The organism is Pantoea dispersa (assembly GCF_035783935.1).
In the GTDB taxonomy this organism is placed as follows: domain Bacteria; phylum Pseudomonadota; class Gammaproteobacteria; order Enterobacterales; family Enterobacteriaceae; genus Pantoea; species Pantoea dispersa_C.
This window is the reverse complement of sequence record NZ_JALKOV010000007.1, coordinates 85236-110915: the sequence shown is the minus strand read 5'-3', so window position 1 is coordinate 110915 and position 25680 is coordinate 85236. Positions and strand designations below refer to the sequence as shown.

Sequence of the window (25680 nt, the reverse complement as noted above, 5' to 3'; positions counted from 1 at the left end):
GTTTATTTCTTTTTCCTGCTCTTCTTCAGCAGTGCGCGCACCTGTTTCAGCTCGGTGGCGCTCAGCTGATCGCCAGCCGCTTCTTCAGTATGCAAGTTGTCGACGGCCGGTTGCTCAACCGCATGTAAACTGGCCTGCAGGCGGTTAACAATCTCCTGACTCATGGAGATTTGATTATCAGCGGCTAACTGTTTGATCTGCTCTTTCAGCGCCGGGTCAATTTTAATGGTTAAGTTAACAGTCTCGGTCATCTTCATGCTCCCTCTTGATTTACAACAACGTAGCGGAAGCCGATGAAAGTTAACAGACTGTCATAAAAATTTAATATTGCGCCGACAAAGGACTGAAATCGCGTAATACGGACTCATCAATCGCCGTCAGATTGCCCTGCAGTTCCGCACACAGTTTCGCCATGTAGCGCACCAGAAAATCGGCGTTATGCTCCGCCAGCAGGCGGCCGGTTTCCGTCTGCATGGTCTGCGGCAGGCTCAGCAATTTCTTCTGAAAGTGATCCAGCGTCCACTTCACGTCATCCAGTTCGCGATCTTTACCGAGCGGATCGTCACTGTCGAACAAGGGTCGTCCGAGCGCGCCGGCGGTATAGAAAACGCGCGCAAGGCCAATCGCGCCTAATGATTCGAGCCGATCGGCGTCCTGTACAATCTTCGCTTCTAAGGTTTGCGGTGCGATACGCGCGCTGAAACTGTGGGCCTGCACCGCATGCGCCACGCTGTCCAGCAGCGCTGTCGGGAAGTCCGGAAAATCCTGTTGCAGAATGCGGCGCGTCTCTTCGGCCGCGTAAGTTGACGCCAGATGGCGCTCCGGATGGTTCTTGGGCAGGTTGACCACATCGTGGAAATAGCAGGCGGTCAGCACCACCATGGGATCGGCTTGCGTGTTTTGCATAATGCGGGCCGCGCTCATCCAGACGCGGCGCAGGTGCGCGATATCATGGGCTTTATCATCGTGCAGCCAGTTCAGCTGCAGCCAGCTTTCATAACGTTGTTGCCAATGGGTCAGTGACATCGTGCTTCTCCTGTTATTGCTATTATTTCGCACCGGCTAAGGCTGGCGCCTCATCATAACGGCCCGGTGATGACACTTTCTTTACACCCTTCCCGGATGTCCAGCGCAAAAAATTGCGATCCCGATCATGTTATAGCGCTGTTAAAGCCGCTTGCCCAGCAGCGCGGCGGTTTTCAGCATTTCCTTAACCCGTTTTAGTTAAGCCACTCTGTTTAATCACGGTGATATATTTCCCTGCGGACAAATTTTCGTCACCGCAAAAGGTCCAGTTTAGCCTGCCGCAACCCCAGCATTAAAAACTGCGGCTGCATAGCGACATAATCTGAAAAGATTCCCATTGTGACCGTTATAACGTACTGTATAGGGGAAATTTACGGCTCTAACCTGTACCCGGAGCCCTCGTCAGCAAAGCGTTTGCTTATGAGCCATTCTTAATACCGGAAGCGGCAGTTATTGCCCGATAATAAGGCGACAAATTATTAAGCAAATTGATTCAAAGCCATTATGCTAATGCTCTCATCCGAGGATACGGATGTTTCGTCGAAGTTCTCCGGGTACGTGATACAACATGAGGTACATAATGAAAGAACGGCCGATTCTTTTTTCCGAACAGCGGGTTCGCGCCCTGCTGGTTGGCCAGCAAACTCAGACCCGGCGCATTATGAAAACTCAGGCGTTTGGCCCGGGGCAGGATCATCATGAAGGCGTGCACGCGTTTGACGTCAGCGCTAACCATCTGCACGGCTACAAGCTGATGTCGATGGCGGACATTGGCGCCCAGTGCCCGTTTGGCCAGGTCGGAGACCGCCTGTGGGTGCGTGAAACCTGGCGCGGCCCGATTGTGCCTGAAGCGCAGCTGGCGGAGTACGAGCGCGATCCGCTGCCGTTCCGCAATCCGGCATTTTGTCAGTATCGCGCCGACAGCCATGAGCTGGGCCAGCTGGAGGAAAACCAGCAGGTGGCCGAGCAGTTTGGCTGGCAGACCGCGATTCATATGCCGCGCTGGGCCAGCCGCATCGATCTGGAAATTACCGCGGTGCGCGCAGAGAAGATTCAGGACATCAGCGAAGATGACATCATGGCGGAGGGCGTGCAGACCGATTCGCACTTCCTCAACAATTTCTTCACCATGAATATGAATTCGGAATCACCGAAAGAAGCCTACCGCAATGCGTGGCAGAAGCAGTACGGTGCCACCAGCTGGGAAGTGAATCCGTGGGTATGGGTCATCGCATTCCAGCGCGTGGAGCGTGAAGGCTAACCCTTTGCCCTCTTCCGCACGGAAGAGGGAGCCGTCCTGGTGCACGATTCCGTTAATCACCCGCGCTCGCCGCCTGCGGCACAGCGCGCACGCTTTTCCACCTTGCCAGTTTGCAATCCCTGTCACAGACAAATCCGCCGCTAACAGGTTGAATAAGCGGCTTTGATTCCGCGCTGGCAATTTATCGTCTGCCGCGTCAGGATATGATTTCCGCCCTGCAGAGTGAGTGACGCAATGATCAAATGGCCGTGGCGTGCACAAATGGATGCTGCCGTGACTGCGCTGCCCTGGCAACAGGCGCTGGGGCAGCCGATCTTTTCGCTGCTAAACAGCGAAGAGCAGCAGGCGCTGGTGGCGCTGGCGCAACGTTTCCTGCAGCAGAAGAAAATCACGCCGCTTCAGGGGCTGGAGCTTAACGAGTTGCGCCTCGCGCGCCTGTCGTTATTGTTTTGCCTGCCGGTACTCAAGCTGGGTCTGGAATGGCTCGACGGCTTCCATGAAGTGCTGATCTACCCTGAACCGTTCAGCGTGGACGATCGCTGGGAAGATGACAGCGGCCTGGTGCATCACGCACCGGCCGTGCATGCCGGCCAGAGCTGGACGCAGGGTCCGGTGGTGCTCAACGCGCTCGACATTCAGGACTCTTACGATCTCTCCGGCTACAACCTGGTGATCCATGAACTGGCGCACAAGCTTGACGCCCGCGGCAGCGGATATACCAGCGGCATTCCGGCCATCGCGCTGCGCGATGTGGCCAGCTGGGAAAAAGATTTGCTGCAGGCGATGGCCGAAATTGAAGCGGAAGTCGAGTTAGTGGGCGAACAGGCAGCCACTATCGATCCCTACGCCGCCAGCGATCCTGCGGAATGCTTCGCCGTGCTGTCCGAATACTTCTTCAGCGCGCCCGACCTGCTCGCCGGCCGCTTTCCAGCCATGTATCGTCACCTGCAGCAGTTTTATAGCCAGGATCCGCTGGCACGACTCACCCTGCTGGCACCGGAATCTGCTTAAATCACGATCGCTTTGCCGCTTTGCTAGCCAGTTGAATACAAATGTGTTTTTAGCGGTTGACACCCACCGGGGCTGCCATTAATATTCGCCTCGTTCCAACGATTCCTCTGTAGTTCAGTCGGTAGAACGGCGGACTGTTAATCCGTATGTCACTGGTTCGAGTCCAGTCAGAGGAGCCAGATTTAAAGAAGCCCGCTCAGGGAAACCTGAGCGGGCTTTTTGTTGTTGCGTGACGGCTAAACTTCCGTCCAGCCGCGCAGCAGGTTGTGGTACATGTTCAGCAGCGACAGCAGTTCTTCGCTGTCACCGTGGCGCGCTTTCAGGCTCTGAATGTTGCGGTCCAGTTCAAACAGCATCGCGCGCTGCTTATCATCGCGCACCATCGACTGAATCCATAAAAACGAAGCAACCCGCGCGCCGCGCGTGACCGGTGTGACGCAGTGCAGGCTGCTGGAGGGATAAAGCACCAGATCGCCCGCCGGCAGTTTTACGCGGTGCTGACCGTAAGTATCTTCGATCACCAGTTCGCCGCCGTCGTAGCTGTCGGGTTCACACAGAAACAGCGTGGCGGAGAGATCGGTACGCATCCAGCCGGCCGCGCCATTGTGGCGTACCGCACCGTCCACGTGAAAACCGTAGGTTTCTCCCTGCTGATAGCGATTGAACAGCGGTGCGGAAAGCGTGCGCGGCAGCGCGGCGGCAAAGAATAACGGATGGCTATTCAGTGCCTGCAGTACCGCGGCCTGCAGCCGATCGTAAAGTGGCGTGCTGGTGTCAATTTGCTGGTTATTTTTTACCGTCGCACCCTGGCTGCCGACTGTCGCCCGTCCGTCAACCCAGTCAGCATGCTGCAGCTGGGCGGTAAAGTGCGCCAGCTGTTCAGCGTTAAGCACGGCAGGAATGTGATACATCATCGCGGAGTTCTCGCCATTAAGCGTGGAGCGCGAACGCCCCACGGTTGACCATCAGAAATGCACGTTAGCCGTCAACAGGAAGGTACGCGGCTCGCCCGGATGATAGCGGTAGCCACTCTTGTTGATCGACGCCACATAGTTGGTATCAAACAGGTTATACACGTTGAGCTGCAGGTCGAGGTTATTGTTCACCTTATAACCGAGCTTCGCGTCGGCCACCCAGTAACCTTCGGTGTGATCCGGCGTGCCCACGGCCCCATCGCTGCCGCGACGCAGGCTGCCTACGTAACGTGCGCCCGCGCCCACCGACAACGCATCCGTAGCCTGATAGTTGGTCCACAGCGTAAAGGCGTGCTTCGGCGTGTAGGCCAGCGCGGATGAGCCATCCTGCGCCACGCTGGCGCCTTCACGCACCGACGCGTGCTGCATGGTGTAACCGGCAATGATTTCCCAGTCCGGCGTGATATTGCCGGTTGCTGAGAGTTCATAGCCTTCCACGCGCTTTTTGCCGGTTTGCGAGTAAGTGCCATCGTCGTTGGCATCGACTTCATTTTCGATGTCGGTGCGGAACAGCGCAGCGTTCAGCAGCAGTCGCTTGTCCAGCACCTGCCACTTGGTGCCCACTTCGCTGGATTTGGCCTTCTGCGGTTTGAAGTCAGTGCGGTTGGCGCTGTTGCCGCTGCCACCCGCCGCCAGCGCGAAGCTGCTGCCACCCGGCGGCTGCTGGGAGATGGCGTAGTTCACATACAGGTTGCCCTGTTCGGTCAGACGATAGAGCGCCCCCGCTTTCCAGTTCACCAGATTGCCGGATTTTGCCGTGTCCACCGTGGTCACTGGCGTATTGCGCGCCACGCCCGCCGGACAGGCCAGCGCACCGCGGCCGGTGCCGCCACAGGCCGTCGCGCTGTCGTACTCGGTATGGTAGTTGTCGAGACGAATGCCGCCGTTCAGCTCAAAGTCATGGGTAATCGCCAGGGTATCAAACGCATAAATGCCAAACGTGTCAGTCTGACCGTTGGCGTTCGCGCCGTTGCGATCCAGACCGCCAATCGAGATGCTGCTGATAGGATGATAAATATTCACCGCAGGCGGCGTCAGCGCGTTGACGCCATAAGTGGTCTGGTTTTCACGCGTGAACTCAACCCCGGCACTCACATCATGCCCGACGGAACCGGTGGCAAATTTCGAGGTGATATTGGTCTGGTTGGTCAGAATACGGTTGCTGATATCTTTGGTGTTCGCCAGCCGCGACCAGCGCCAGCTGCCAACATCGTTTGGATTGGGCGCAGTGATGTTGCTGGCTCCGCCCATCACCGCCGTCAGCAGATACTCCTGCTTCACCCGCGACCAGCGCGTGGTGTTACGCAGCGTGGTGTTATCGCTCAAATCGTGTTCGAAGCGCAGCGTAGCGCTGTCGGTGGTCGATTTGTCGAAATCAGAATCAGTGCCGTAATAGTTGCTGGTCGCCACCTTGCCGGAATTGTTCAGCGCAGCGTACGCGGCAGACGGCGCCGAATAGCCTGGCAGGCCAACCGTCGGAATGCCACCGTCCGGCGTGTTGTTCTGGTGCACGTGCAGATAGTTGACGTACAGCCGCGTTGCGGTGTCCAGCCCCAGCGCCAGCGATGGCGCGACGCCATAACGCTCGTTCTGAATGTTATCACGCGCCGCGTCATGGGTTTTCTCACCCATCAGGTTAAGACGAAACGCCGCATTGTCGTTGATCGCCTGGTTGTAATCGAGCGTGCCGCGGCGCATCCACGCGCTGCCGGCGCTGACTGACGCGTCAAGGCCGGTGTCCAGACGCGGCTGTTTGCTGATCATATTGACCGAGCCGGAGGGCGCGCTGCGACCATAGTCGGTGCCGGAAGGCCCTTTGATCACTTCTACCTGCTGCGTGTTGAAGGTATCGCGCGTGACGCTGGCAATGTCGCGAATGCCGTCGACGTAAATGCTGTTGGAGGTATCGACACCGCGCATATACACCGCATCGCCGGTGGTTGAGCTGCCGTTTTCGCCGGCATAAAACGCCCCGACGCCCGGCACATTTTTCAGCGCGTCGGTCAGGTTGGTGACGCCCTGATCTTTAATGACCTGATCCGGAATTACCGTCATGGTGCGGGTGATATCCACCAGCGGACGGGTAAATTTCGGATCGGCCGAGGCATTCGGCGCGTACAGCGAAGGCGTGCGCGCTTCAACCACTAACGTATCATCAGATTTTTTGCCGGAGTTATCGGCACCCAGCGCCGCAGCCGGCGAAATACCAATACAAAGCCCGGTGAACAGGGTCAGCGAGTTGAAGCTACCAAACGGCAGCTGGCGATTTTTATCCATGTTAAAAGGTGAGTTTCTTATCGTTATTAACGCGCTCGTTGTCTTAACCGCCACGTCTGCTCAGGCATAGCACTGAATCACAACGGTTTTACCAGACAACACCTAAATGATAACGCCAATGGTTATCATTTACCTTTATATTCTTACACGCACACTGCCGCTTGGGAATACTTTTCTTTACGTTAAAATTACGAAATCAATACAATTGAACAAACCGGTGGCAAGTCAGGGCAATTTTTTCATCAGGCGGGAAAACAGCATAAAAAAACCCGCTCGGCGTGAGCGGGTTTTTAGTCTGGCGTGCACAGTTCATTCCAGTAGCAATAGCGCATGCGCTGGTGGCGGCGGTTATCGCTCATAGTAGCGATACACGGAAGGATGAAACTCCACACCGTACAGCTGGCTGATCGGAATCAGCAAGTCGATATGCTCACCGGGGTCGAATTCGCGGCCGTCAGGGCTGGCGGCTTGGCTGGCGGCCAGGCGCGCCAGCCACTGCTGCAGGATCTTCTTCATTGTCAGCTTCTCCACATAAGGTTAACGCTGACAGTAAACCGCAGCCCGGACGCGGAACCAAACGACAAGTTATGCGTTGGATTACTGCATTTTGCATATCGGGGTGGCAACCGTTGCTGCGCGGTCCGGAATTAGGGTTAAGGTCGCCCTGAAGGGTGACCCTACGGGCTGGGAGGTCCCTGACAATGCCGCACGCTGTTTGCCTGATAGTCCCTGTGTCACCCGGCTTTCAAAGTCATACCCCGCGAACCACAACATAAATGAGAAGCAGCGGCGTCCCGGGCGGGCCGCAAGACCTGTCATGTACGCGCCTCTTTCAGCAACTGCTGAATCACCCTCTCACAGGCGATGCCCTCGCGCACCAGACGGCTCATGTTATCGAGATCGCTCAGCAGTTTGCCGCGCAGCTCAGGCTGCTCCGCCATCTCCAACCGTGGCTTCATGCGCGTGATCGGGGTTTGCAGATCGTGGGAGATGGCCGCGAGGATTTGCGCACGCGCTTTGAGGTGATCCTGAATCCGCAGCTGCATAGCGTTAAACGCACGCGCCGCCTGCTGCACTTCACCCGGACCGTTCTCTGCCATCAACTGTGCGTGGCTGGCGGCCGGTTTGAGAGTATTTGCCAGCAGCAGCCCGCCCAACACGATAATCAGCAGGCGTGACAGCAGCGATCGCGGCCATAGCCTCATTGATGCGCCTCTTTAATCACCACCGTGCTCGCCAGTACGTAACCTTCGCTGCGTACCGTTTTGATATAGGCCGTTAACATCACGGTATCTCCATGCATTCGGTTGATGCATACAGAAGAGCACGGCGATGTATAGCGGATATGTACAGAATGGCGGGTTATGCAACGGCGCGTGTGCTGTGTGGCGGGAGATACAGTGTGATACAAATTGGTGTTTACCCCGCCCGGGGGAAATCAAAGAAAGATTTTCACAGGCCCGGGCGGGAAAATGAATGAGATAAGCGGCCCTTCGTCGTTGAAATAATTCGTCCGCCTTAATCATGCAGGCGGCGAAATGATATGGCGCGCAAAGCGGCGCGCGCGAGAGCTTCGCTCGAATCAATTAATGTCATTTCCTGCCAGATCGCGCTGTGTTTTAACAAACTCAACTCTGTGCAAGCCAGAATAATGTGCGTAGCGCCCTGTTGCTTCCAGCTACATACGGCGTCCGCTAACTGCCGCTTTGATAGTTCAGACACGCTTTTTGTGGCTTTTATCTCGTTAATGCAGCGTGTCACTAGCTGTTGGGTGGATGCAGCTACATTGACGATCTCGGCGTGCTGTTGCGTAAGCGCATCCTGATACAGCCTGCTCTGGTACAACATTTGCGAACCGAGCACAACGACCCGCTTGCCCTGAGGCGCAATATGCTCAAGTGTGGCATCAATAATATTAATAACCGGAATAGCGGCGTCCTTGCTCCAGCGCGACCAAAGGAGGTGAGCGGTATTACAAGGCACAACGGCAACCGTCGCACCCGCAGCAGCGAGTTCTGTAATTGTTGCGTGAATCCAGGGAGAAGGATCACGCTCACCCAGTTGCAAATGACGCCCACGGCTGGGGATTTTACTATTATTATCAATAATAAGCCGCGGATATTGCCACTCTTTATCTGCCTGAACCAGGCCATACAGCTGCTGGCAAAAATCCAGTGTTGCCCAGGGGGCTACGCCCACGACGCCTAAAACACCTTCATCAGCCGGCCAGCTAACATCGTCATAGAGAGGTGAGATATTAACCATTTTTTTGCTCAAAGTGATAAAGACGTAATCGGGTTTCAGGATACTTATTAAGCATATGACCTTCAGGGAACATATTTTCACTCCTGGTTAAGCTGAAACCATGCCGCGCAAATATGTCTTCGTATTGCTCAGCAGTTCGATATGTAGCCGAATACTCTGCTTGCAGATTCGCAGAATAGCGGTTATTGATTTCGAATCTTTCACCAACACCCGTACCATCACGCAATAATATAGTGCTTTCTGGTTTACTGTAAGCATGCAAATTACTTAACAATTTTTCAGCTTGCTCATCATTAAGGTAGATCATCAGGCCAGATATGAAAATGACATCGTAATGCTCTGAGCTACAATAATTCTCGGCAGATGAAAGAATGAAATCGACATTATTAATATTGCGTTTGCTGGCTTCAAGCTTACCCACTTCAATCATTGCAGCTGAAAACTCTACAGCGGTGATTTTTTTTGCGCCCTCATGCTGAAAATGAAAAGCCCACTGCCCGACCCCGGCGCCGAGATCAAGTACCGTTTTCCCTGTCAGGTCAGGCAACCAGGCAAAAACTTTTTGCATCTCTGTGCGAATTTTTATATCGAGAAGTTCAGGGTCGTTTTCCAGGTTTGCTAAACTTTCAAACGATAATTTATTGTAATTATTCGGTCGGCGATCCCAAAAATCCTTCACTTTTTTTGCATCTAACATTTCATTAAGCCTGATTTTAGCGATACGTCCAGCGTTCATTATCAGCAGAAAAATCGACATCACTTTTCGCAATATTCATAATGCGACTATTGCAGAGGAAGTCATAATTAAAGCGTGTAAATTCATTTACCTCTCCGCCAGGAATAGGTAATAAACGTACACCGAGCGGTTTCGTTAACCGCACCGCGAGTGCAGCCGTATCAAGAATAATCGCGGCAATATCTTCAGGCAGTGTCGAACCTGGCACCGGAAGCATATCTAATCCACAACCACAAACAGTTGACCATGCATTAAGCGTATCAATGCTTAATGCACGACGATTATTGGTACTCGCCAGGGCATCATCTTCCAGTACTGAGAACATGACGCCATTAAAACCCGTTGCGCGAGCACCACTGATTGCGACTGCGCTTTTAATCGCATTCGTCAGAATACTGGTTATAAAGAGTGATCCCTGAACGCCACCCGGACGCGCACCAAGATTTTCAACTAACCTGCCGACAGAAATACTGCCATCCGGAAAAGGCGCCAGCGAGGCATCCAGACCGGCATAGTCAAGCCCTGAATCAGACGCCAGCTCATGACCGAATGCATCGATTTCGCGTAAGCGTGCGCAGAGTCGAAGAATAAACTGGTCAGCAAAGTCCGCCAGCAGCATGTTGCCTTCCCGTACCTGCTCACTCAATTCCAAAGCAATATCGGTAGTTTCGAGGGCAAAACTAAATTTCAGTGTCTCACCTTCATGCCGGGAAAACGGAAAAAACGGGGCATTTGGCGGACAACGCAATGAGGCACCGAGGCGGAAATTATCAAAGCCATTATTACTGCGATGTGCTACCTGCAACATGAAACGGGCAACGTCATGGCTGGCTCGAATATTTATACCCTGCTCATCGGCTACCATCAGATTCAGAAACATACGCGGTTGCCTGAAGAGTAAAGCAAACGCGGCATCTAACCGTCCGCGGTAATTATCGCCATGCGTCAAGTCCAGCGGTAAGCAAAACCAACGAATATCAAGTCTTTCAGCCAACGCATTGATTGAATTTATTCGTGCTGGCAGGGTATAAATCTCATCTTCATCACGATCATTCAATGGTGGCAGGGTTAAACGTAATGTTCGCAGTGGCCAACGACGAGACTGGAGTTTATCAATCACTAACGTGCGAAAGTGATGTAAACGTGACTCAGAATGCCCGTCGGAAATAGCGGAGTAAGGTAAGCCCAGCGTAATAGCGCGTATCATTAACCGTGATCCTCCTGCATCAGACGCCAGTAGTCTGCCAGCGTATTAATTTCATTGAATGCATGCTCCCCCAGGTCGTGAGCGTAGAGTGCTGTCGTTTTCTGACACGGTAACGTTTGGGCGGCATACAAATTACCATAACGCAGGCATTGCTTATGCCACTGACTCAGGAGTGCCATATCACTGACTTTAAACAGACCCATAGCCTCAGGGTGCTCTGCGGCGCGTATCGGTCCCAGATACGTCTCCTCCACGATGCCCTGACGATTAACGTCACAATGAATGGAGGTCAGCATGCGATTATGCCGCTGGTGAGTCAAAACAAGATTTCCCTCAGCGTGATCCATTTCATTGATAAGTTGAGGAGAAAAAAACATATCTCCCGAGACAACATACGTGGGGCTATTAATCTGATTCAGGGCCAATCCCAGACTCATTGCATTATTAGTCGTTGCCCAGTTGTCATTGATAACGTAATTCAGATCAGGGTAGGATTCCATAATCTGTAACGCACCAAAGCCAATCACTACGGTAATTTTTTTCCCATGAAAGGCATCAATAGCATAGTCGAGTATCGTTTTCCGCGTTTTGGGATGGCGAATTAAAACTTTATTTTTACCATCCAGTTGCAAGCTTCTGCCGGCGGCCAGAATGATGGCATTTTCAACCATGATAGCCTAACTCCTGCAGCGAAAATTGACATACCGGCATTGGTATAACGAAATCATGCTTTACCGTTTTATAAGGGTAGATGTCATTGATTAATGCACGTCTCGCCACTTCCTGCCAGTCAAATTGATGATTTTCGCGCAACGATCTTAAAGGCACCGAGGCGTAATCAAATCGTACGACCGGCACTCTTTTTAGTCCCAGACTAAGCGCGACTTCCATACGGTGCTGGCCGTCCAGTACCAGATTATGGTGTAAATCAAGCGCCAGAGGTTTTACCCATACGCCTTCCTGAAGAATTTTATCACGCAACCATTCAACGCGACGTGAACTGAATCTTTCAATATGGCGCAATTTTTGTGGTTCAAAAAACTCAACATTCATTTTAGTGCCTCAAAATTTTCTAATAATAAATGATAATCCGCAACCGCCTGCCGGTAATCGACTTCTTCGTTGAAAGATCTTGCAAACAAATCCGTAATATCTACAGCACGGCAGGGTAAGCAAGAGCGGTGTATAATCCAGGGTGCCATGTAATATTGCTGGGTGCTTGTCTGTAAAAACGTCTGCCGCAGGCGTCGATCGTTTTCCACCTGTTCCGGAGAGACACTTAGCAAGCCGACCATTTTCATCCAGCCATCAAACGCGGAGTCGTAATGGGGCACATAGGCAATTTTCTTTATAGCAGTTTCAGCTTTACTGGCTTCGACAATACCGCCAGTAAGGCAAGAGTTGTAATAACCATGGGTGAGCCAAAAACTGTCACTGCCCATTTCAGCTTGCATTAACCGCGGCCATACACGTGGATCCAGCAGAACATCCGTTTCGATAATTGTATAGCCATATTCAGGATGATTAAGCGCGCTGACACCTTTTTCAACGGATAATATGTTGACATCATTTTTATAGTTATCATTGTGCGCTAACTTAATATTAGCATCAGCATAATTATCTTTAATCCAGCGTTCTACAACTGATGACTGGTGACCTGTGACCTGTGACCAGTACAATTTCACGCTCGTCGCATTTTACCAGCTCAGTCAGCAACGTATCCAGTACGGTGATTTCACCGACCGGCAGCAAGCATTTAGGATAATTCAGGGTCAGAGGCCCCATTCTCGTTCCCTGACCAGCAACCAGTAATATTGCGGCGCGTTTAGAAGACATTATTATGAACTCCTGCGGGCATGAGGGTTTTTTCAATGATTGTTACAATCTCACTGCCTGCTCCCTGCTCTGGCATATGAAGTTCATCGCGTAAAACTTGCAGTCGCTTATCACGCATGGGATCCTTGCCTGATACAAGATTATCAACGAAAGTTTTAATTTCTGCGGATTCATTCGCAACGTCATAAGCGTCATAAATAAATTCAGCGCTACTATTAATACCGAGGCAGTTTTTATGAGTCAGGAAAAGGATTGGCTTACGCGACGGTAAATACTCCAGCAAAAACGATCCTGCATCTGCCATCAGCGCATCTGATTGTGAAAAGGCGTAGCGATAATCAGCAGAAAAATCCCACTCCACATGTGATTTGAGATGAGAGTATTCGCGAAGCATTTGCCAGTTCTGAGCAGTTTCGCTGTCTGTTCCGCGCTCTTTACGAATATCCAGAAATTGTTTAAAAAGCGGATGTGGCCGAATAATCAAATTAACATCATCACGTTTGATGATATCGAGCATTGCCTGTGTATATAAATTAAATGTAGACCACATCTTTTCATCATCAGGCATGACGAAATGCGGCGCCCATAATAGCGTTGGCTTGTCTTTATTAACTTTGCCATCCGCCTGGACGCCAAAGCGTGATGTATAGTTATCAAGCTTTGGATGTCCGCTAACATAGACGTGTTGATTGCCATTTCCGCAATATTTAGCAAACTCTTCTTTATGCCGCTGAGAGCGAACGAATACCCACCTGGCAACATTTTGACAGGGAAGATTGTACTGATAAACACGGTTTCTCTCGCCATCCCCCATATCTAACCCATAAGGAATATAGGCGATAGAAATATTGCGTCGATTAAGCGTCAAACTTTGCAGTTCATTGGGGCGTGCATCATCATAAGGATTTTGTAAAAAAACCACATGGGGTTTACGCGCAGTTATTTCATACTCATGATACTCGGTATACCGGATACCCTTATCATTTAATAAATCACGCTGTGCAGTGTAATCCGGTGCTTTTGCGCCCCGACTGAAATAGGGTGCCAGGATAATCTGGCAATCAAAATGCGGCTTGGCCTGCATAGCGCGATATACCGACTCAAAGTTGGTCCAGCCTGGCGCCCACTGGAAAAAGAAATCCACTTTTATTTTTTCTTCACCAGGTTGATAGACTGGCCAGACTATTTCTTCTAATTTCTTAGCGAAATGAGCTCGATAATCAACAGATTGGTTTTCAATATCACTTTTATCAGCGGCCTGATATCCCGCGTTGGGAAAGATTCCCAACCAGCGGTCACGTTTTATCAAACTATTCCAGCGTACATCTAAAGCCCAGCACTGAGGAACGCCACCCGCCAGTAACCCCTGCAAGCTTTCTGCATAATTATCAATGAGAGTGGCGTAGTAATCACCGTTCACAATGTAAGCGCAAGCGCACCATGCATATTGCGGCTTAACCATAAAGTCCACACTTTTTAACGGTACGACGTTATCATAGTGGGCAGCGAGCAGCGCGACATGCCAGTTGATCTGCTGTAAAGAGGAGAGAAATAGATCAATTCGCTTTTTGGTCTGAATATCATTATGGAAAACCATATCGTCTTCCAGAATCAATACATTTTTCCAGCCGTTTTGCTGAGCCATTTGCAGCACGAGAATATGTGATTTAATACAGCCGATATAGCCTGGCGCTTCTTCAATAGCCTCAAAACGGACAATCTTTTCACGTGGTACGCCAATTGCTTTTAATTGACGAGCGATACGCACCCTGCGATCCTTGCGTTTGTTCAGGTTGATGTATACAACCTTATCTATCGTCTGCCAGTTGACTGCCATCATCTCTACACCTATCGCACTAAGAAAGCTCTCATTTTCAGGACGGCGCAATAAAGACAATTCTTAAGGAAAATAAAAAAATTTTTTAGGTTTACTGGCGAGGGATCAGCAGGGTGACGATCCGGTTCCGGCACCTTGTTCGGGCTGCGCCAGCCTTACAGCCATCGATCATTTCACTCGCGCTGAATCATCGCAGATGGATGTATAACCGCCACGACGAAGGCAAGCTTTGTGTACAGTACTGCCCCGTGCTGCAAGCTTTATGATTTGTGTAAACGCTGAAGCGGCCCGCCTTCATATGCGTGGCAAGGCGCACAGTTGTCGCATCACGTTCGAATTCTCGAAAGCGCTGAGCGTATCTGCAGCTGCGCTGAGTAGGGTTGCCAGCGGAAAGTCAGCGGTCAGCCCGAAAATAGCCGTGCGGCTTGAGGCGGGGCCAGGTATGGCAGGCATAGGGTGCGATCTGTTTTTGCTGGCGCAATAACCCGATCATTAAACCCTGTGCCTGTCTTTTTTTATGGAGATTCCTCAGGCCTATGGGCCACTGCTCTTCGCCAGCATTTTGCGGTAATTGTTCAGCCATTTGCCGCTGGTTAAACGCCACCAGAAACAGATACCGCGCACCGTCCAGTCGAGGAACATGCCGAGCCAGACGCCGATCACGCCCATGCCCAGCACAATGCCCAGCAGATAACCGGCCACCACGCGCGCCCCCCACATACTGAACATCGATACATACATGGTGTAGCGCGCGTCGCGCGCCCCTTTTAGCCCGGCCGGCAGCACCCAGGAAGCGGTCCAGATAGGCATAAAGGCGGCATTCAGCCAGATCAGGTGTTTGGTTACCTCAATCACCTGCGGATCGCGGGTATAGAACCGCGCCAGCGTGCCCGCCAGCGGTACGGTGATCAACGCCAGCGTACAGAGCCCAATCATCGCCAGCCAGAACACGTGCTTGATCTGCCGCTCCGCCTGCATCACCTGATTTTTCCCTAAGCGCCTGCCGGTAATAATGGTCGACGCCGACCCCAGCGCGTTGCCCGGCAGGTTAATCAGCGTGGCGATGGAGAAGGCAATGAAGTTACCGGCGATCTCATTGGTGCCCATGCCAGCGACAAAAATCTGCGTCAGCAGTTTTCCGCCGTTGAACAACACCGATTCGATACTGGCCGGTACGCCAATCCCCAGCACTTCCATCAGGATATTGCGATCCCAGCGGCGGAAATAGCTGGCCAGCGTGATTTTCAGCGCCGGGCTGATGCCGCGATACAGCACGTAAATGGCCGCCGCAGCACCGATATAGCGTGAAATGGTTAATCCCAGTCCGGCCCCGACAAACCCCATCCCTTCCCAGCCGAGCGCACCGTAAATCAGCACGCTACTGATGATGATGTTCAGGATATTCATGCCGCCGTTGATCAGCATCGGAATTTTGGTGTTGCCAGCACCGCGCAACGCGCCGCTGCCTATCAGCGCAATCGCCGCCGCCGGATAGCTCCACGCCGAGGTTTGCAGATAGCTGAGCGCCAGTTCTTTTACCTGCGGCTCGGCGTTACCGGCGATCACGTCGACGATCAGATGCCCCCAGAACTCGATGGCGATCACCAGCACAAACGCCAGCACCGTCATCAGGCCCAGCGACTGCCGTGTCGCCGCACGCGCCCGTTTACCGTTGCGTTTAGCCAGACTGAACGCCACCACCACCGTGGTACCGAGATCGATAGCGGCAAAAAAGGAGATGATCACCATGTTGAAGCTGTCGGCCAGCCCGACGCCTGCCATCGCCTCTTTGCCCAGCCAGCTCACCAGAAAGGTACTGAGAACCCCCATCAGCATCACGCACAGGTTCTCAATAAAGATGGGCACCGCCAGTGGGGTGATTTCACGCCACAACAGCGTGCGATACGCACGGCGTTTGGGATACCACGCCGTGTTTCTGATCGCCCGCATTACTGCTACGCCAGGATTTTGCAAGGGAGTACCAAATCACTTTGGTTAAGAAGAAGAGTAATAATGATGATAGGCTGCTAACGATTATGCAAAGTGTTTCCCGTCACCATTTAATCATTATTACAAACTTTTTGCTGCCTCCCTGTCCGCGCTGACGCTGCCGCCCAGATAGGCGCTGCGCACCTCCTCATTGTGCAGCAGTTCGCTGCCGCTGCCGCTCAGACGAATTTCGCCGTTGACCATCACGTAACCGCGATCCGCCAGCTGCAGCGCGTGGCGCGCGTTCTGCTCCACCAGGAACAGCGTCATGCCCTGTTGCGTCAGCTCACGCAGGATGCTGAAAATCTGTTTCACCACCAGCGGTGCCAGCCCGAGGCTGGGTTCATCCAGCAGCAGCAGACGCGGCCGGCTCATCAGCGCGCGGGCGATCGCCAGCATCTGCTGCTCGCCGCCGGAGAGCGTCATTGCCCGCTGTTTCCGCCGCTCCAGCAGGCGCGGAAACAGTGTGTACATACGTTCTTTGTCCTGCTTCATATAGCGATCGCCAATGGCGATGGTGCCCATCAGCAGGTTCTCTTCGACCGTCATATCCGGAAAGATGCGCCGTCCTTCCGGCGCCTGGGCGATACCGCTGGCGGCGATAAAATGGGTTGAGCGCTGGCTGATGGGCTCACCGCGCAGACGGATTTCGCCGCTGGCAATGCGCGGCTGACCAAAAATCGACATCAGCAGCGTGGATTTACCCGCGCCGTTGGCCCCAATCAGCGCCACGGTTTCCCCTTCCGCCACGGTCAGCGACACCTGTTTCAGCGCCTGTACCGGGCCGTAAAACACATCCACCTGTTCAAACGCCAGCATTGTTTCAGCCATGTTCGCTCTCCTCTTCTGCGCCGAGATAGGCGGCGATGACCTTCGGATCGTGACGAATCTGCTGCGGCGTGCCCTGGGCAATGACGTCGCCGTGATCGAGCACCACGATGTGATCGGAAATGCGCATCACCATCGGCATGTCGTGTTCAATCAACAGCACGCTGATCCGGTGGTCGGCGCGCAGCTGGTGCAGAATCTGGCTTAACGCATCGGTTTCGACCGGATTGAGACCGGCCGCTGGCTCATCAAGGCAGATCAGCTCAGGCCGGGTACACATGGCGCGCGCAATCTCCAGCCGCCGCTGCTGACCGTACGAAAGCGTACCGGCCAGCCGGTTAGCGCTGGCAACCAGATCAACCCGCTCCAGCCAGTAGAAGGCGCGATCGAGAGCGCGACTCTCTGCCGCGCGGTAACCGCGGGTATTGAGAACGCCAGCCAGCAGTTGACGGTTAACCTGCATATGCTGCGCCACCAGCAGGTTCTCCACCACCGACATCTCGCGAAACAGGCGAATGTTCTGGAAGGTACGCGCCAGGCCGGCGCGGTTGACCAGATGTGCGCCGCCGAACATCTTGTACCAGATGCGCGACCCCAGCCGCGCCGGCCGCAGCCAGTCGCCCGGCTGTATTTTCTGACCCAGCACCTGAATCACATCGGTGCTGCGCTGATGCGCGTTGAGCACAATGCGCCCGCCGCTGGCGCGATAAAATCCCGTCAGACAATTAAAGACGGTGGTTTTGCCCGCGCCGTTCGGGCCAATCAGCGCGGTGACCGAGCCGCGCTCCACGCGCAGGCTGACATCGTTTAAAGCTTTGATACCGCCAAAGCGCATCATCAGGTTATCGACCTGCAGAATGGCATCACTCATGGCGCACTCCTTTTCTCAGCGGCACGCCGACGCGCGCGGTGCGCACCAGGCCGCGCGGACGCCAGATCATCATCAGTACCATCAGCATGCCAAACAGCAGCACGCGGTACTCGGCAAAGCTGCGCAGTAGCTCGGGCGCCACCGTCAGCACAAACGCGGCCAGCACCACGCCAAGCGTTGAGCCCATCCCGCCCAGCACCACGATGGCCAGAATCAGCGCGGACTCAAAAAAGGTAAACGAGGTGGGATTCACGAACCCCTGATAGCTGGCAAAAAATACCCCGGCGATACCGGCGGTCGAGGCGCCGAGCATAAAGGCCGACAGCTTCACCAGTACGTGGTTCAGTCCCATGGCGCGGCAGGCGATCTCATCTTCACGCAACGCCTCCCACGCCCGGCCAATCGGCATGCGCGTCAGCCGGTGCTTGATAAACAGCACCAGCAGCACCACCAGTACCAGCACCACGTAGATAAAGATGAACTTCATGTTGGGGTTGTAATCAACATGCAGGAACTGGTGATACGGCACGCCGCCCTCCTTTGCCCGACGGGCAAATTCGAGGCCGAGAAAGGTCGGTGACGGCACCGAGACACCATTCGGGCCACCGGTAAACGACAGCCAGTTGTTCAGCACCAGGCGGATGATTTCACCAAAGCCGAGCGTGACGATGGCCAGATAGTCACCGTGCATGCGCAGTACCGGGAAACCCAGCAGCGCACCGGCCAGCGCCGCCAGCAGCGCAGCGATCGGGATCATGCTCCAGAATCCCAGCCCGAGATACTGATAGCCCAGCGCCAGCCCGTAAGCGCCAATGGCGTAAAACGCCACGTAGCCCAGATCGAGCAGCCCGGCGAGGCCCACCACAATGTTTAATCCCAGTCCCAGCAGCACATAGATCAGCCCAAGAATTGCCACCGTTAGCAGATACTTGCTGGAGAGAAACGGAAACGCCAGGGCCACGAGCAGCAGCAGCGGGATGATCCAGCGCAGGCGCGAGCGGTAACCGGGCTCACGCACATATACGCCGTCATCGTTGCCCTCAAACTTGCGCAGAAAGCGCCGTCCGGCAGTGCTGTGCAGAAACAGCCCCAGCAGCAAGCGTCCCGCCATTACGATAGCCACCAGCAGCGCCACGCGCCGCGGCGACAGCGTAAAGCTATAGCCGCTGAGCACCACACCGACCACCGGACCAAACACCACCAGCGCAATCGCGCCGGCCAGCAGCGTATCAAGCAGCACCTGACGGATGCCGCTGGTTTGCGTCATTGCCTTCATTCTGGCTTCCTCACACTTTGGCGACCAGCGGTCGGCCCAGCAATCCCTGCGGACGGAAAATCAAAATCACCACCAGCAGCGAAAACGAGAACACATCTTTGTAATCGGAGTTCACCAGCCCGGCAAACTGCGCCTCGGCCACGCCCAGCAGCAAACCGCCGAGCATCGCGCCGGGCAGCGAACCGATGCCACCCAGCACCGCTGCGGTAAAGGCTTTGATGCCGATAATGAAGCCAGCGTAGAAGTCGAACGTGCCGTAGTTCATGGTGACCAGCACGCCCGCCAGCCCGGCCATCGCCGCGCCGATGACAAACACCAGCGAAATCACCCGGTCGGTATTGATGCCCAGAATCGACGCCATGCGCCGGTCCTGCTGGACCGCACGGCAGATACGGCCCAGTCTGGTGTACTGGATAATCCAGGTCAGTAATGCCATGCCGCACAGCGCCGCCACCAGGATAAACACTTTGGTCCAGGTGATTTGCACCACGCCGCCGTCGATCTCCATGCGCAGTACGCCGCTGAGTAAAGTCGGAATGCCCTGCTGATTCGGTCCCTGACTGAGTTGCACATAGTTTTGCAGGATCAGCGACATGCCAATGGCAGAAATCAGCGGTGCCAGCCGGGTGGAATTGCGCAACGGGCGGTAGGCAATGCGTTCGATGGCCCAGCCGTACGCGGCGGTAACCACGATGGTGAACAACAGCGTGCCAAAGATCAGCAGTGGAAAAGAGTGAATGCCAAAGTAGCTGAGCAGCGCCAGCCCGATCGCACACAGATAGGCGGAGATCATGTACACCTCGCCGTGGGCGAAGTTGATCATGCCGATAATGCCGTAAACCATGGTATAGCCGATGGCGATCAGCCCGTAAACCGCGCCCAGCGTCAGGCCGTTGATCAGCTGCTGTATGAAAAAGGCGTCCATATTGTCTCTCGCAGGTAGAAGGCGCGTACGTGTCGCGTCCAGGTGCGAACGGCCCCGCCGCGCGCGGGGCCACACGTCGAATTACAGCTGGTGATATTTGCCTTTGTCATCCCACTGATAGACCACGTAATCCGAGACTTTCAGGTCACCTTTTTCGTCCCACGCCTTTTTGCCCATCACGGTGTCAACGCTGTTGGCCTTCAGCCAGTCGCTGGCTTTTTCATTGTCTTTGCCTGCCGCTTTATAGGCGGCGGCCAGAGCCTGAATGGAGGCGTAGGCGTAGAGCGTATACCCTTCTGGCTCGAAACCGCTGGCGCGGAATTTTTCAATCACCGCTTTGCCATCGGCAATCGTGCGCGGATCATTGCCGAAGGTCATATACACACCTTTGGTGTACTGCGGACCGCCGGCAGCAGTCACCAGTTCCTGCGTCACAATGCAGTCGCCGGAGAAGAAGGCCGCATTGACGCCCTGCTCACGCATCTGCCGCACCAGCGGACCGGCCTCCGGATGGCAGCCGCCGAAATAGACCACGTCCGGTTTCACCGCGCCGATTTTGGTGACCAGCGCGTTGAAGTCTTTTTCACCGCGCGACAGCCCTTCATACAGCACTTCTTTCACGCCGCGCTTCTCCAGCGCCGCTTTGGTGGCGTCGGCCAGTCCCTGACCGTAGGTGTCTTTGTCATGGATCACCGCTACTTTTTTCGCTTTCAGCGTATCGAGAATATAGTTAGCGGCAATTGTCCCCTGCTGGTCGTCACGTCCACACATGCGGAACAGGGTTTTCATGCCGCGTTCCGTGATTTGCGGATTGGTTGAGCCGGGTGTAATTGACAGTACGCCCGCCTCGTCATACACCTCGGAGGCAGGCATGGTCGATGACGAACAGAAATGGCCGACCACCGCCATCACTTTGTCCTGATCCACCAGCCGGTTAGCGACCGCCACCGCCTGCTTGGGTTCGCAGGCGTCATCGCCCTGCACCAGCACAATTTTTTCACCGTTTATGCCGCCCGCCGCATTGATGTCTGCAGCGGCCTGGCTGGCGCCCTTCCAGTATTGCGTACCGTAGGTGGCATTCGGTCCGGTAAACGGACCGGCCACCCCGATCTTAATGTCAGCCTGCGCGTAAAACGCCATGCTTAAACAACCTGCCATCACCACCTTCACTGGGTGTTTTATGAATTTCAAAGACATGCTTTCAATCCTCAACGGGTCAGGAACGGAGCCATACCACGGCCTGGGAGAAATCAACTTGAAACATCGAGAGCAGTGTGGCCGCTACGACCACGGTTGAAACTTAAGCAAAAAGCTCGCCAGAGAAGACGGTCGGTGACAATTTTTTTGCAGCGGCATCGCATTCGGGCGGATAACGCGCGATGTGGCCTCCCTGCACCAGATAAACATAGCCAGCCTTACGCCGCATACCAGCACCGTGATGGTGCAGAATGCGGTCGATCACAGATTCTTCATCGTGATGAGTCGTTTATCCGCTATGCTCTGGTCAAATCGGTCCATTTTGCTGAAGGAGAATCTATGAATACGCAACGGAACGGATTGACCACCGAACAGGCGCTGGATCAGCTGGAGCGCCTGTACGACGCCGCAGTGGCAGCGCTGCGTGACGCCATTCGCGACTTCACCGCCAGCGGCACATTGCCGGACGCAGACCAGCGCCAGCAGGGGCTGTTTGTCTATCCGGAGCTGCGCATCACCTGGCAGGGTGAAGGTCCGCAGCAGAACCGCACCCGCGCCTGGGGACGCTTTACCCATACCGGCCGCTACAGCACCACCATCACGCGCCCGGCGCTGCTGCGCCACTATCTCAGCGAACAGCTGCAGATGATCGAAAAAGAGTACGACGTGCTGATTGAGGTGGGCCCGTCACAGCAGGAAATCCCTTATCCCTACGTGATTGACGGCTCTGACCTGTCGCTTGACCGCTCCATGAGCGCCAGTATTGCGCGCCATTTCCCGACCACCGAACTGTCGCAGATCGGCGATGAAACCGCTGACGGCCTGTTCAACGCCGACGCGCTGTTCCCGCTGTCGCATTTCGATGCGCTGCGCACCGATTTCTCCCTCGCGCGTCTGCGTCACTACACCGGCACCGCCGTTGAACACTTTCAGCCGTTTGTGCTGTTTACCAATTACACGCGCTACGTCGATGAGTTCGTGCGCTGGGCGATTGAGCAGGTGCAGGATCCCAGCACACCGTATGACAGCCTTGCCTGCGCCGGCGATGTGGTGATCACGGCGGAGACCCAGGACCCAACGGCGATGATGTCGGATCTGGCGTGGAAGAAGCACCAGATGCCTGCATGGCATTTAACCTCACCCAACCGTCGCGGCATCACGCTGGTGAATATTGGCGTCGGCCCGTCGAACGCCAAAACCATCTGCGACCATCTCGCAGTGGTGCGCCCGCATGCGTGGCTGATGATTGGCCACTGCGGTGGCCTGCGAGAAAGCCAGAGCATTGGTGATTACGTGCTGGCACACGCCTACCTGCGTGACGACCACGTGCTGGACAGCGTGCTACCGCCGGATATCCCAATCCCGAGCATTGCTGAAGTGCAACGTGCCCTGTACGACGCCACCAAAGCGGTCAGCGGTATGCCAGGCGAAGCGGTGAAGGAGCGCCTGCGCACCGGCACGGTCGTCACCACGGATGACCGCAACTGGGAGCTGCGCTACTCCGCGTCGGCGTTACGCTTCAACCTGAGCCGCGCGGTGGCGGTGGATATGGAGAGCGCCACCATCGCCGCGCAGGGCTATCGTTTCCGCGTGCCGTACGGCACCCTGCTGTGCGTCTCGGATAAACCGCTGCACGGTGAAATCAAGCTGCCCGGCCAGGCCAACCGGTTCTATGAGGGCGCGATCTCGGAACATCTGCAGATTGGCATCTGCGCCGTTGAGCTGCTGCGCGCCGAGGGGGACAAACTGCACTCCCGGAAATTACGCACCTTCAACGAACCGCCTTTCCGCTAAATTCCGCTGTTCCGGCCCATGGACGGGCCGGATGTCTGCTGCCCGCCTTAAATTTTCAGCACCGCCACTTTTACAAACCATGCCAGCACAGCGAGGATAGCCGGCAACATGAGGGTCCAGATCAGCCTGTCATTTAACTGTGCAAACTTTATATCGATACGCTTCTCCACCAGACCGATGTGATTCATCAGTTGATTGCACATCAGCCCCTGTTCGGTACGCACGCGTTCCACGTCCGCTCTGGTGGCCACGTTTTCAGAACGCGCGGTCAGGACCGCGACATCCTGCTGTAACAGCTGGGTGGTTTTCTCCAGTTGATCCACGCGTTGGGTTGATCGTTGCATTAGCGGCGCTCCCTGATTTCTTACTGTCAGAATGCGAGACGGCAGCGTATTCACGGGATAATCCATTATCTTGTCCTTCTCCAGTCACCGTCTGTCATCGCCTCACTCCACCGCTATTTAAGCAGAGCGGCAGCGATTAAACATTCCACGATCCCGCCACTGCACGCAAAAAATTGGCATAGGGCAGAATTTACGCAGAGACAATAAGCAAGAGGCCTGCAAGAGAAAAGTGGGAACAGGCAGGAATTGCGAGACATCACGCAAACAATCACTGTGCGGATGTAATAACCAACACGGAAGCCCGGGCGGGCTTCCGTAATACAGCATCAGGCACTCAGCCAGCCGAGTTTGATCACAAACAGAATTGACAGAATCACCAGCGCCGCATTGACTTCTTTAGTGCGGCCGCTCAGCAGTTTCACCACCGTCCAGGTAATGAAACCAAAGGCGATACCGTTGGCGATCGAGTAGGTCAGCGGCATAGTCAGCGCGGTCACGGTGACCGGTGCCGCCGTGGTGACATCTTTCCAGTCAATTTCCGCCAGACCGGACGCCATCAGTACCGCGACGAACAGCAGCGCTGGCGCCGTAGCATAGACCGGCACGCTACCCGCAAGTGGCGAGAAGAACAGGCTGAGCAGGAACAGAATGGCGACCACAATCGCCGTCAGACCGGTACGGCCACCGGCGCTGACGCCCGCAGCGGACTCTACATAGCTGGTGGTGGTAGAGGTGCCGAGCAGTGAACCGAACAGGGCAGCGGCGCTGTCGGCGATCAGCGCACGGCCCATTTTCGGCACGTTGCCCTGCTCATCGGCCAGACCGGCGCGTTTCGTTACGCCCAGCAGCGTGCCGGTGTTATCAAACACGTCAACAAACAGGAACGCGAAGATCACGCTCACCAGGCCAACGTTGAACGCGCCGGCGATATCCAGTTGCATAAAGGTCGGCGCAATCGACGGCGGCGCAGAGAACACGCCCGCGAACGGCGTCAGGCCAATGCCCATTGAGATAAAGGTGACGATCAGGATGCCGATCAGCACGGCCCCGGTCACGCGACGCGCTTCCAGCACCACAATGATAAAGAAGCCCAGCAGCGCCAGCAGCGGGCCCGGTTTGGTTAAATCGCCCAGACCGACCAGCGTAGCCGGATTATCCACCACGATGCCCGCGCCTTCCAGCGCTATCAGCGCAAGGAACAGGCCAATGCCTGCCGCAATACCAGCGCGCAGCGGCAGCGGAATGCTGGCGATAATCCATTCGCGGATTTTAAAAATCGACAGCGCAAAGAAGATCACCGCCGAGAGGAACACCGCACCCAGCGCGATCTGCCAGGTGTAGCCCATATGCAGCACCACGGTGTAGGTGAAAAACGCATTCAGGCCCATGCCCGGTGCCAGCGCGATTGGGTAGTTGGCAATCAGCCCCATCAGAATCGAACCGATGGCCGCGGCCAGACAGGTGGCGACGAACACCGATCCTTTGTCCATACCGGTCGCGCCGAGGATGCTGGGGTTAACAAACAGGATGTAGGCCATTGCCAGGAAGGTCGTGATACCGGCAATGATCTCGGTGCGCACCGTGGTGTGGTGTGCTTTTAACTTGAAGAGTTTTTCTAACATCATCATCTCTCATCAGCGGAGACGGCCCGCAGGCCTGTTCTCTCTTGCCAAGGCGTTTCCCCGCTTTTGCGCACGCGCTGGCTTAGCAGGCGCGGAAAAAGTGAGGAAAATTATTTTTTTATGCTGACGTTCAACTGCGCGCGGGCAAAAGAACGCCTTGTGCTATCCCCTGTCTCATAGCAATTGCTATGCCACTCCCTGACGCAATCGTTTCCGTTTCAGCGTGCCGTTGCGGCTAAGAAAATTCTGAACCAGAACGAGGCGCGATTATGGTGCATTGCACCACCCGTGCGCAAACGTTTTCCCGTGATGCGCAGTCCGCCGTGAAATATTGCGGTAACGCACGCTTTCACACTCTGCCAGGCGATGGCGCTCACGTTTCTGCTGCGCATTTCAGCAGCTAA

Annotated in this window: 25 protein-coding genes, 1 tRNA gene and 1 pseudogene; 4 read left to right on the top strand and 23 right to left on the bottom strand. The window is 54.8% G+C overall.

The genetic code is table 11. The features are described from left to right. Window positions 1-2 precede the first annotated feature (2 nt). Entirely contained in the window at window positions 3-251 is a 249-nt protein-coding gene (locus MXF20_RS14650; protein WP_325970009.1) for a hypothetical protein, read from the bottom strand. 70 nt (window positions 252-321) lie between these two features. Continuing rightward, window positions 322-1026, bottom strand: a complete 705-nt coding sequence (locus MXF20_RS14645; protein ID WP_325970008.1) for a phosphohydrolase — start codon at window positions 1024-1026, stop codon at window positions 322-324. A 580-nt stretch (window positions 1027-1606) separates the two neighbouring features. Between MXF20_RS14645 and MXF20_RS14640 the strand changes: the two genes are divergently transcribed. From MXF20_RS14640 to MXF20_RS14630, 3 genes are all read left to right on the top strand, one after another. Next, entirely contained in the window at window positions 1607-2287 is a 681-nt protein-coding gene (locus tag MXF20_RS14640; protein ID WP_325970007.1) for a hypothetical protein, read from the top strand. A 234-nt stretch (window positions 2288-2521) separates the two neighbouring features. Beyond that, on the top strand, window positions 2522-3298 hold the full coding sequence (gene mtfA, locus MXF20_RS14635) for a DgsA anti-repressor MtfA (protein ID WP_325970006.1): 777 nt from the start codon (window positions 2522-2524) through the stop codon (window positions 3296-3298). 103 nt (window positions 3299-3401) lie between these two features. After that, window positions 3402-3477 (top strand) — tRNA-Asn (locus MXF20_RS14630). Window positions 3478-3534: 57 nt separating this feature from the next. Here MXF20_RS14630 and ybiX read toward each other — a convergent pair. The 19 genes and pseudogenes from ybiX to MXF20_RS14540 all read right to left on the bottom strand — a co-directional run bounded on the left by ybiX (window position 3535) and on the right by MXF20_RS14540 (window position 21781). After that, entirely contained in the window at window positions 3535-4212 is a 678-nt protein-coding gene (gene ybiX / locus MXF20_RS14625) for a PKHD-type hydroxylase YbiX (RefSeq protein ID WP_325970005.1), read from the bottom strand. Window positions 4213-4263: 51 nt separating this feature from the next. Continuing rightward, window positions 4264-6549, bottom strand: coding sequence for a catecholate siderophore receptor Fiu (locus MXF20_RS14620; protein ID WP_325970004.1), 2286 nt, complete (start codon window positions 6547-6549; stop codon window positions 4264-4266). A 348-nt stretch (window positions 6550-6897) separates the two neighbouring features. Beyond that, window positions 6898-7065 carry a hypothetical protein gene (locus MXF20_RS14615; RefSeq protein ID WP_325970003.1) on the bottom strand — a complete coding sequence of 56 codons (168 nt, stop codon included), beginning with the start codon at window positions 7063-7065 and terminating at the stop codon, window positions 6898-6900. Between the two features lie 305 nt (window positions 7066-7370). After that, window positions 7371-7685, bottom strand: a pseudogene (locus MXF20_RS14610) (histidine kinase dimerization/phospho-acceptor domain-containing protein); the annotation flags it as partial. Between the two features lie 382 nt (window positions 7686-8067). Then, window positions 8068-8814 carry an aspartate/glutamate racemase family protein gene (locus MXF20_RS14605; protein WP_325970002.1) on the bottom strand — a complete coding sequence of 249 codons (747 nt, stop codon included), beginning with the start codon at window positions 8812-8814 and terminating at the stop codon, window positions 8068-8070. Further along, window positions 8807-9511: a class I SAM-dependent methyltransferase gene (locus MXF20_RS14600; protein ID WP_325970001.1), complete on the bottom strand. Its 705-nt coding sequence runs from the start codon at window positions 9509-9511 to the stop codon at window positions 8807-8809. The genes MXF20_RS14605 and MXF20_RS14600 overlap by 8 nt, the downstream gene beginning before the upstream one ends. A 16-nt stretch (window positions 9512-9527) precedes the next feature. Further along, entirely contained in the window at window positions 9528-10757 is a 1230-nt protein-coding gene (locus MXF20_RS14595; protein WP_071813658.1) for a DUF711 family protein, read from the bottom strand. Then, the gene (locus MXF20_RS14590; RefSeq protein ID WP_059012212.1) at window positions 10757-11428 is read right to left on the bottom strand and encodes an NTP transferase domain-containing protein; all 672 of its coding nucleotides are present in this window, start codon (window positions 11426-11428) and stop codon (window positions 10757-10759) included. Before MXF20_RS14590 ends, MXF20_RS14595 begins: the two co-directional genes overlap by 1 nt. Next, a complete protein-coding gene (locus MXF20_RS14585; protein WP_325970000.1) occupies window positions 11421-11810 on the bottom strand; it encodes a hypothetical protein in 390 nt (129 codons plus the stop codon). The genes MXF20_RS14590 and MXF20_RS14585 overlap by 8 nt, the downstream gene beginning before the upstream one ends. Then, a complete protein-coding gene (locus MXF20_RS14580; protein ID WP_325969999.1) occupies window positions 11807-12442 on the bottom strand; it encodes a hypothetical protein in 636 nt (211 codons plus the stop codon). The genes MXF20_RS14585 and MXF20_RS14580 overlap by 4 nt, the downstream gene beginning before the upstream one ends. Beyond that, window positions 12381-12542 carry a hypothetical protein gene (locus MXF20_RS23440; protein ID WP_418936857.1) on the bottom strand — a complete coding sequence of 54 codons (162 nt, stop codon included), beginning with the start codon at window positions 12540-12542 and terminating at the stop codon, window positions 12381-12383. Before MXF20_RS23440 ends, MXF20_RS14580 begins: the two co-directional genes overlap by 62 nt. Before the next feature lie 40 nt (window positions 12543-12582). After that, on the bottom strand, window positions 12583-14433 hold the full coding sequence (locus MXF20_RS14575; RefSeq protein WP_325969998.1) for a glycosyltransferase family 25 protein: 1851 nt from the start codon (window positions 14431-14433) through the stop codon (window positions 12583-12585). 531 nt (window positions 14434-14964) lie between these two features. Next, entirely contained in the window at window positions 14965-16380 is a 1416-nt protein-coding gene (locus MXF20_RS14570; protein ID WP_325969997.1) for an EmmdR/YeeO family multidrug/toxin efflux MATE transporter, read from the bottom strand. A 120-nt stretch (window positions 16381-16500) separates the two neighbouring features. Then, window positions 16501-17250, bottom strand: a complete 750-nt coding sequence (locus MXF20_RS14565) for an ABC transporter ATP-binding protein (RefSeq protein ID WP_325969996.1) — start codon at window positions 17248-17250, stop codon at window positions 16501-16503. Further along, entirely contained in the window at window positions 17243-18118 is an 876-nt protein-coding gene (locus MXF20_RS14560) for an ABC transporter ATP-binding protein (RefSeq protein ID WP_325969995.1), read from the bottom strand. The genes MXF20_RS14565 and MXF20_RS14560 overlap by 8 nt, the downstream gene beginning before the upstream one ends. After that, the gene (gene livM, locus MXF20_RS14555) at window positions 18111-19394 is read right to left on the bottom strand and encodes a high-affinity branched-chain amino acid ABC transporter permease LivM (RefSeq protein ID WP_325969994.1); all 1284 of its coding nucleotides are present in this window, start codon (window positions 19392-19394) and stop codon (window positions 18111-18113) included. Before livM ends, MXF20_RS14560 begins: the two co-directional genes overlap by 8 nt. A 10-nt stretch (window positions 19395-19404) precedes the next feature. Then, window positions 19405-20319 (bottom strand): ABC transporter permease subunit, encoded by a 915-nt coding sequence (locus MXF20_RS14550; protein WP_152390704.1) that lies wholly within the window; start codon window positions 20317-20319, stop codon window positions 19405-19407. Window positions 20320-20400: 81 nt separating this feature from the next. Beyond that, the gene (locus MXF20_RS14545; protein ID WP_325969993.1) at window positions 20401-21459 is read right to left on the bottom strand and encodes a branched-chain amino acid ABC transporter substrate-binding protein; all 1059 of its coding nucleotides are present in this window, start codon (window positions 21457-21459) and stop codon (window positions 20401-20403) included. 160 nt (window positions 21460-21619) lie between these two features. Next, complete coding sequence (locus MXF20_RS14540; protein WP_325969992.1) at window positions 21620-21781, bottom strand: hypothetical protein; 162 nt, start codon at window positions 21779-21781, stop codon at window positions 21620-21622. A gap of 74 nt (window positions 21782-21855) precedes the next feature. Here MXF20_RS14540 and MXF20_RS14535 point away from each other — a divergent pair, with 74 nt between their 5' ends. Next, window positions 21856-23310: an AMP nucleosidase gene (locus tag MXF20_RS14535; protein WP_325969991.1), complete on the top strand. Its 1455-nt coding sequence runs from the start codon at window positions 21856-21858 to the stop codon at window positions 23308-23310. A 47-nt stretch (window positions 23311-23357) separates the two neighbouring features. Here the strand turns inward: MXF20_RS14535 and MXF20_RS14530 are convergent, their stop codons facing one another. Together MXF20_RS14530 and MXF20_RS14525 are read right to left on the bottom strand one after the other, a co-directional pair. Beyond that, window positions 23358-23654 carry a hypothetical protein gene (locus tag MXF20_RS14530; RefSeq protein WP_325969990.1) on the bottom strand — a complete coding sequence of 99 codons (297 nt, stop codon included), beginning with the start codon at window positions 23652-23654 and terminating at the stop codon, window positions 23358-23360. 326 nt (window positions 23655-23980) lie between these two features. Next, complete coding sequence (locus MXF20_RS14525) at window positions 23981-25279, bottom strand: NCS2 family permease (protein ID WP_247653243.1); 1299 nt, start codon at window positions 25277-25279, stop codon at window positions 23981-23983. Window positions 25280-25680 lie beyond the last annotated feature (401 nt).

Excerpts from the sequence above, each read along its gene's own strand:
- MXF20_RS14650 (WP_325970009.1), bottom strand. The coding sequence starts at position 251 with ATGACCGAGACTGTTAACTTAACCATTAAAATTGACCCGGCGCTGAAA.
- MXF20_RS14645 (WP_325970008.1), bottom strand. The coding sequence starts at position 1,026 with ATGTCACTGACCCATTGGCAACAACGTTATGAAAGCTGGCTGCAGCTG.
- MXF20_RS14640 (WP_325970007.1), top strand. The coding sequence starts at position 1,607 with ATGAAAGAACGGCCGATTCTTTTTTCCGAACAGCGGGTTCGCGCCCTG.
- mtfA (WP_325970006.1), top strand. The coding sequence starts at position 2,522 with ATGATCAAATGGCCGTGGCGTGCACAAATGGATGCTGCCGTGACTGCG.
- ybiX (WP_325970005.1), bottom strand. The coding sequence starts at position 4,212 with ATGATGTATCACATTCCTGCCGTGCTTAACGCTGAACAGCTGGCGCAC.
- MXF20_RS14620 (WP_325970004.1), bottom strand. The coding sequence starts at position 6,549 with ATGGATAAAAATCGCCAGCTGCCGTTTGGTAGCTTCAACTCGCTGACC.
- MXF20_RS14615 (WP_325970003.1), bottom strand. The coding sequence starts at position 7,065 with ATGAAGAAGATCCTGCAGCAGTGGCTGGCGCGCCTGGCCGCCAGCCAA.
- MXF20_RS14605 (WP_325970002.1), bottom strand. The coding sequence starts at position 8,814 with ATGGTTAATATCTCACCTCTCTATGACGATGTTAGCTGGCCGGCTGAT.
- MXF20_RS14600 (WP_325970001.1), bottom strand. The coding sequence starts at position 9,511 with ATGTTAGATGCAAAAAAAGTGAAGGATTTTTGGGATCGCCGACCGAAT.
- MXF20_RS14595 (WP_071813658.1), bottom strand. The coding sequence starts at position 10,757 with ATGATACGCGCTATTACGCTGGGCTTACCTTACTCCGCTATTTCCGAC.
- MXF20_RS14590 (WP_059012212.1), bottom strand. The coding sequence starts at position 11,428 with ATGGTTGAAAATGCCATCATTCTGGCCGCCGGCAGAAGCTTGCAACTG.
- MXF20_RS14585 (WP_325970000.1), bottom strand. The coding sequence starts at position 11,810 with ATGAATGTTGAGTTTTTTGAACCACAAAAATTGCGCCATATTGAAAGA.
- MXF20_RS23440 (WP_418936857.1), bottom strand. The coding sequence starts at position 12,542 with ATGGGGCCTCTGACCCTGAATTATCCTAAATGCTTGCTGCCGGTCGGT.
- MXF20_RS14575 (WP_325969998.1), bottom strand. The coding sequence starts at position 14,433 with ATGATGGCAGTCAACTGGCAGACGATAGATAAGGTTGTATACATCAAC.
- MXF20_RS14570 (WP_325969997.1), bottom strand. The coding sequence starts at position 16,380 with ATGCGGGCGATCAGAAACACGGCGTGGTATCCCAAACGCCGTGCGTAT.
- MXF20_RS14565 (WP_325969996.1), bottom strand. The coding sequence starts at position 17,250 with ATGGCTGAAACAATGCTGGCGTTTGAACAGGTGGATGTGTTTTACGGC.
- MXF20_RS14560 (WP_325969995.1), bottom strand. The coding sequence starts at position 18,118 with ATGAGTGATGCCATTCTGCAGGTCGATAACCTGATGATGCGCTTTGGC.
- livM (WP_325969994.1), bottom strand. The coding sequence starts at position 19,394 with ATGAAGGCAATGACGCAAACCAGCGGCATCCGTCAGGTGCTGCTTGAT.
- MXF20_RS14550 (WP_152390704.1), bottom strand. The coding sequence starts at position 20,319 with ATGGACGCCTTTTTCATACAGCAGCTGATCAACGGCCTGACGCTGGGC.
- MXF20_RS14545 (WP_325969993.1), bottom strand. The coding sequence starts at position 21,459 with ATGGCGTTTTACGCGCAGGCTGACATTAAGATCGGGGTGGCCGGTCCG.
- MXF20_RS14535 (WP_325969991.1), top strand. The coding sequence starts at position 21,856 with ATGAATACGCAACGGAACGGATTGACCACCGAACAGGCGCTGGATCAG.
- MXF20_RS14530 (WP_325969990.1), bottom strand. The coding sequence starts at position 23,654 with ATGCAACGATCAACCCAACGCGTGGATCAACTGGAGAAAACCACCCAG.
- MXF20_RS14525 (WP_247653243.1), bottom strand. The coding sequence starts at position 25,279 with ATGATGTTAGAAAAACTCTTCAAGTTAAAAGCACACCACACCACGGTG.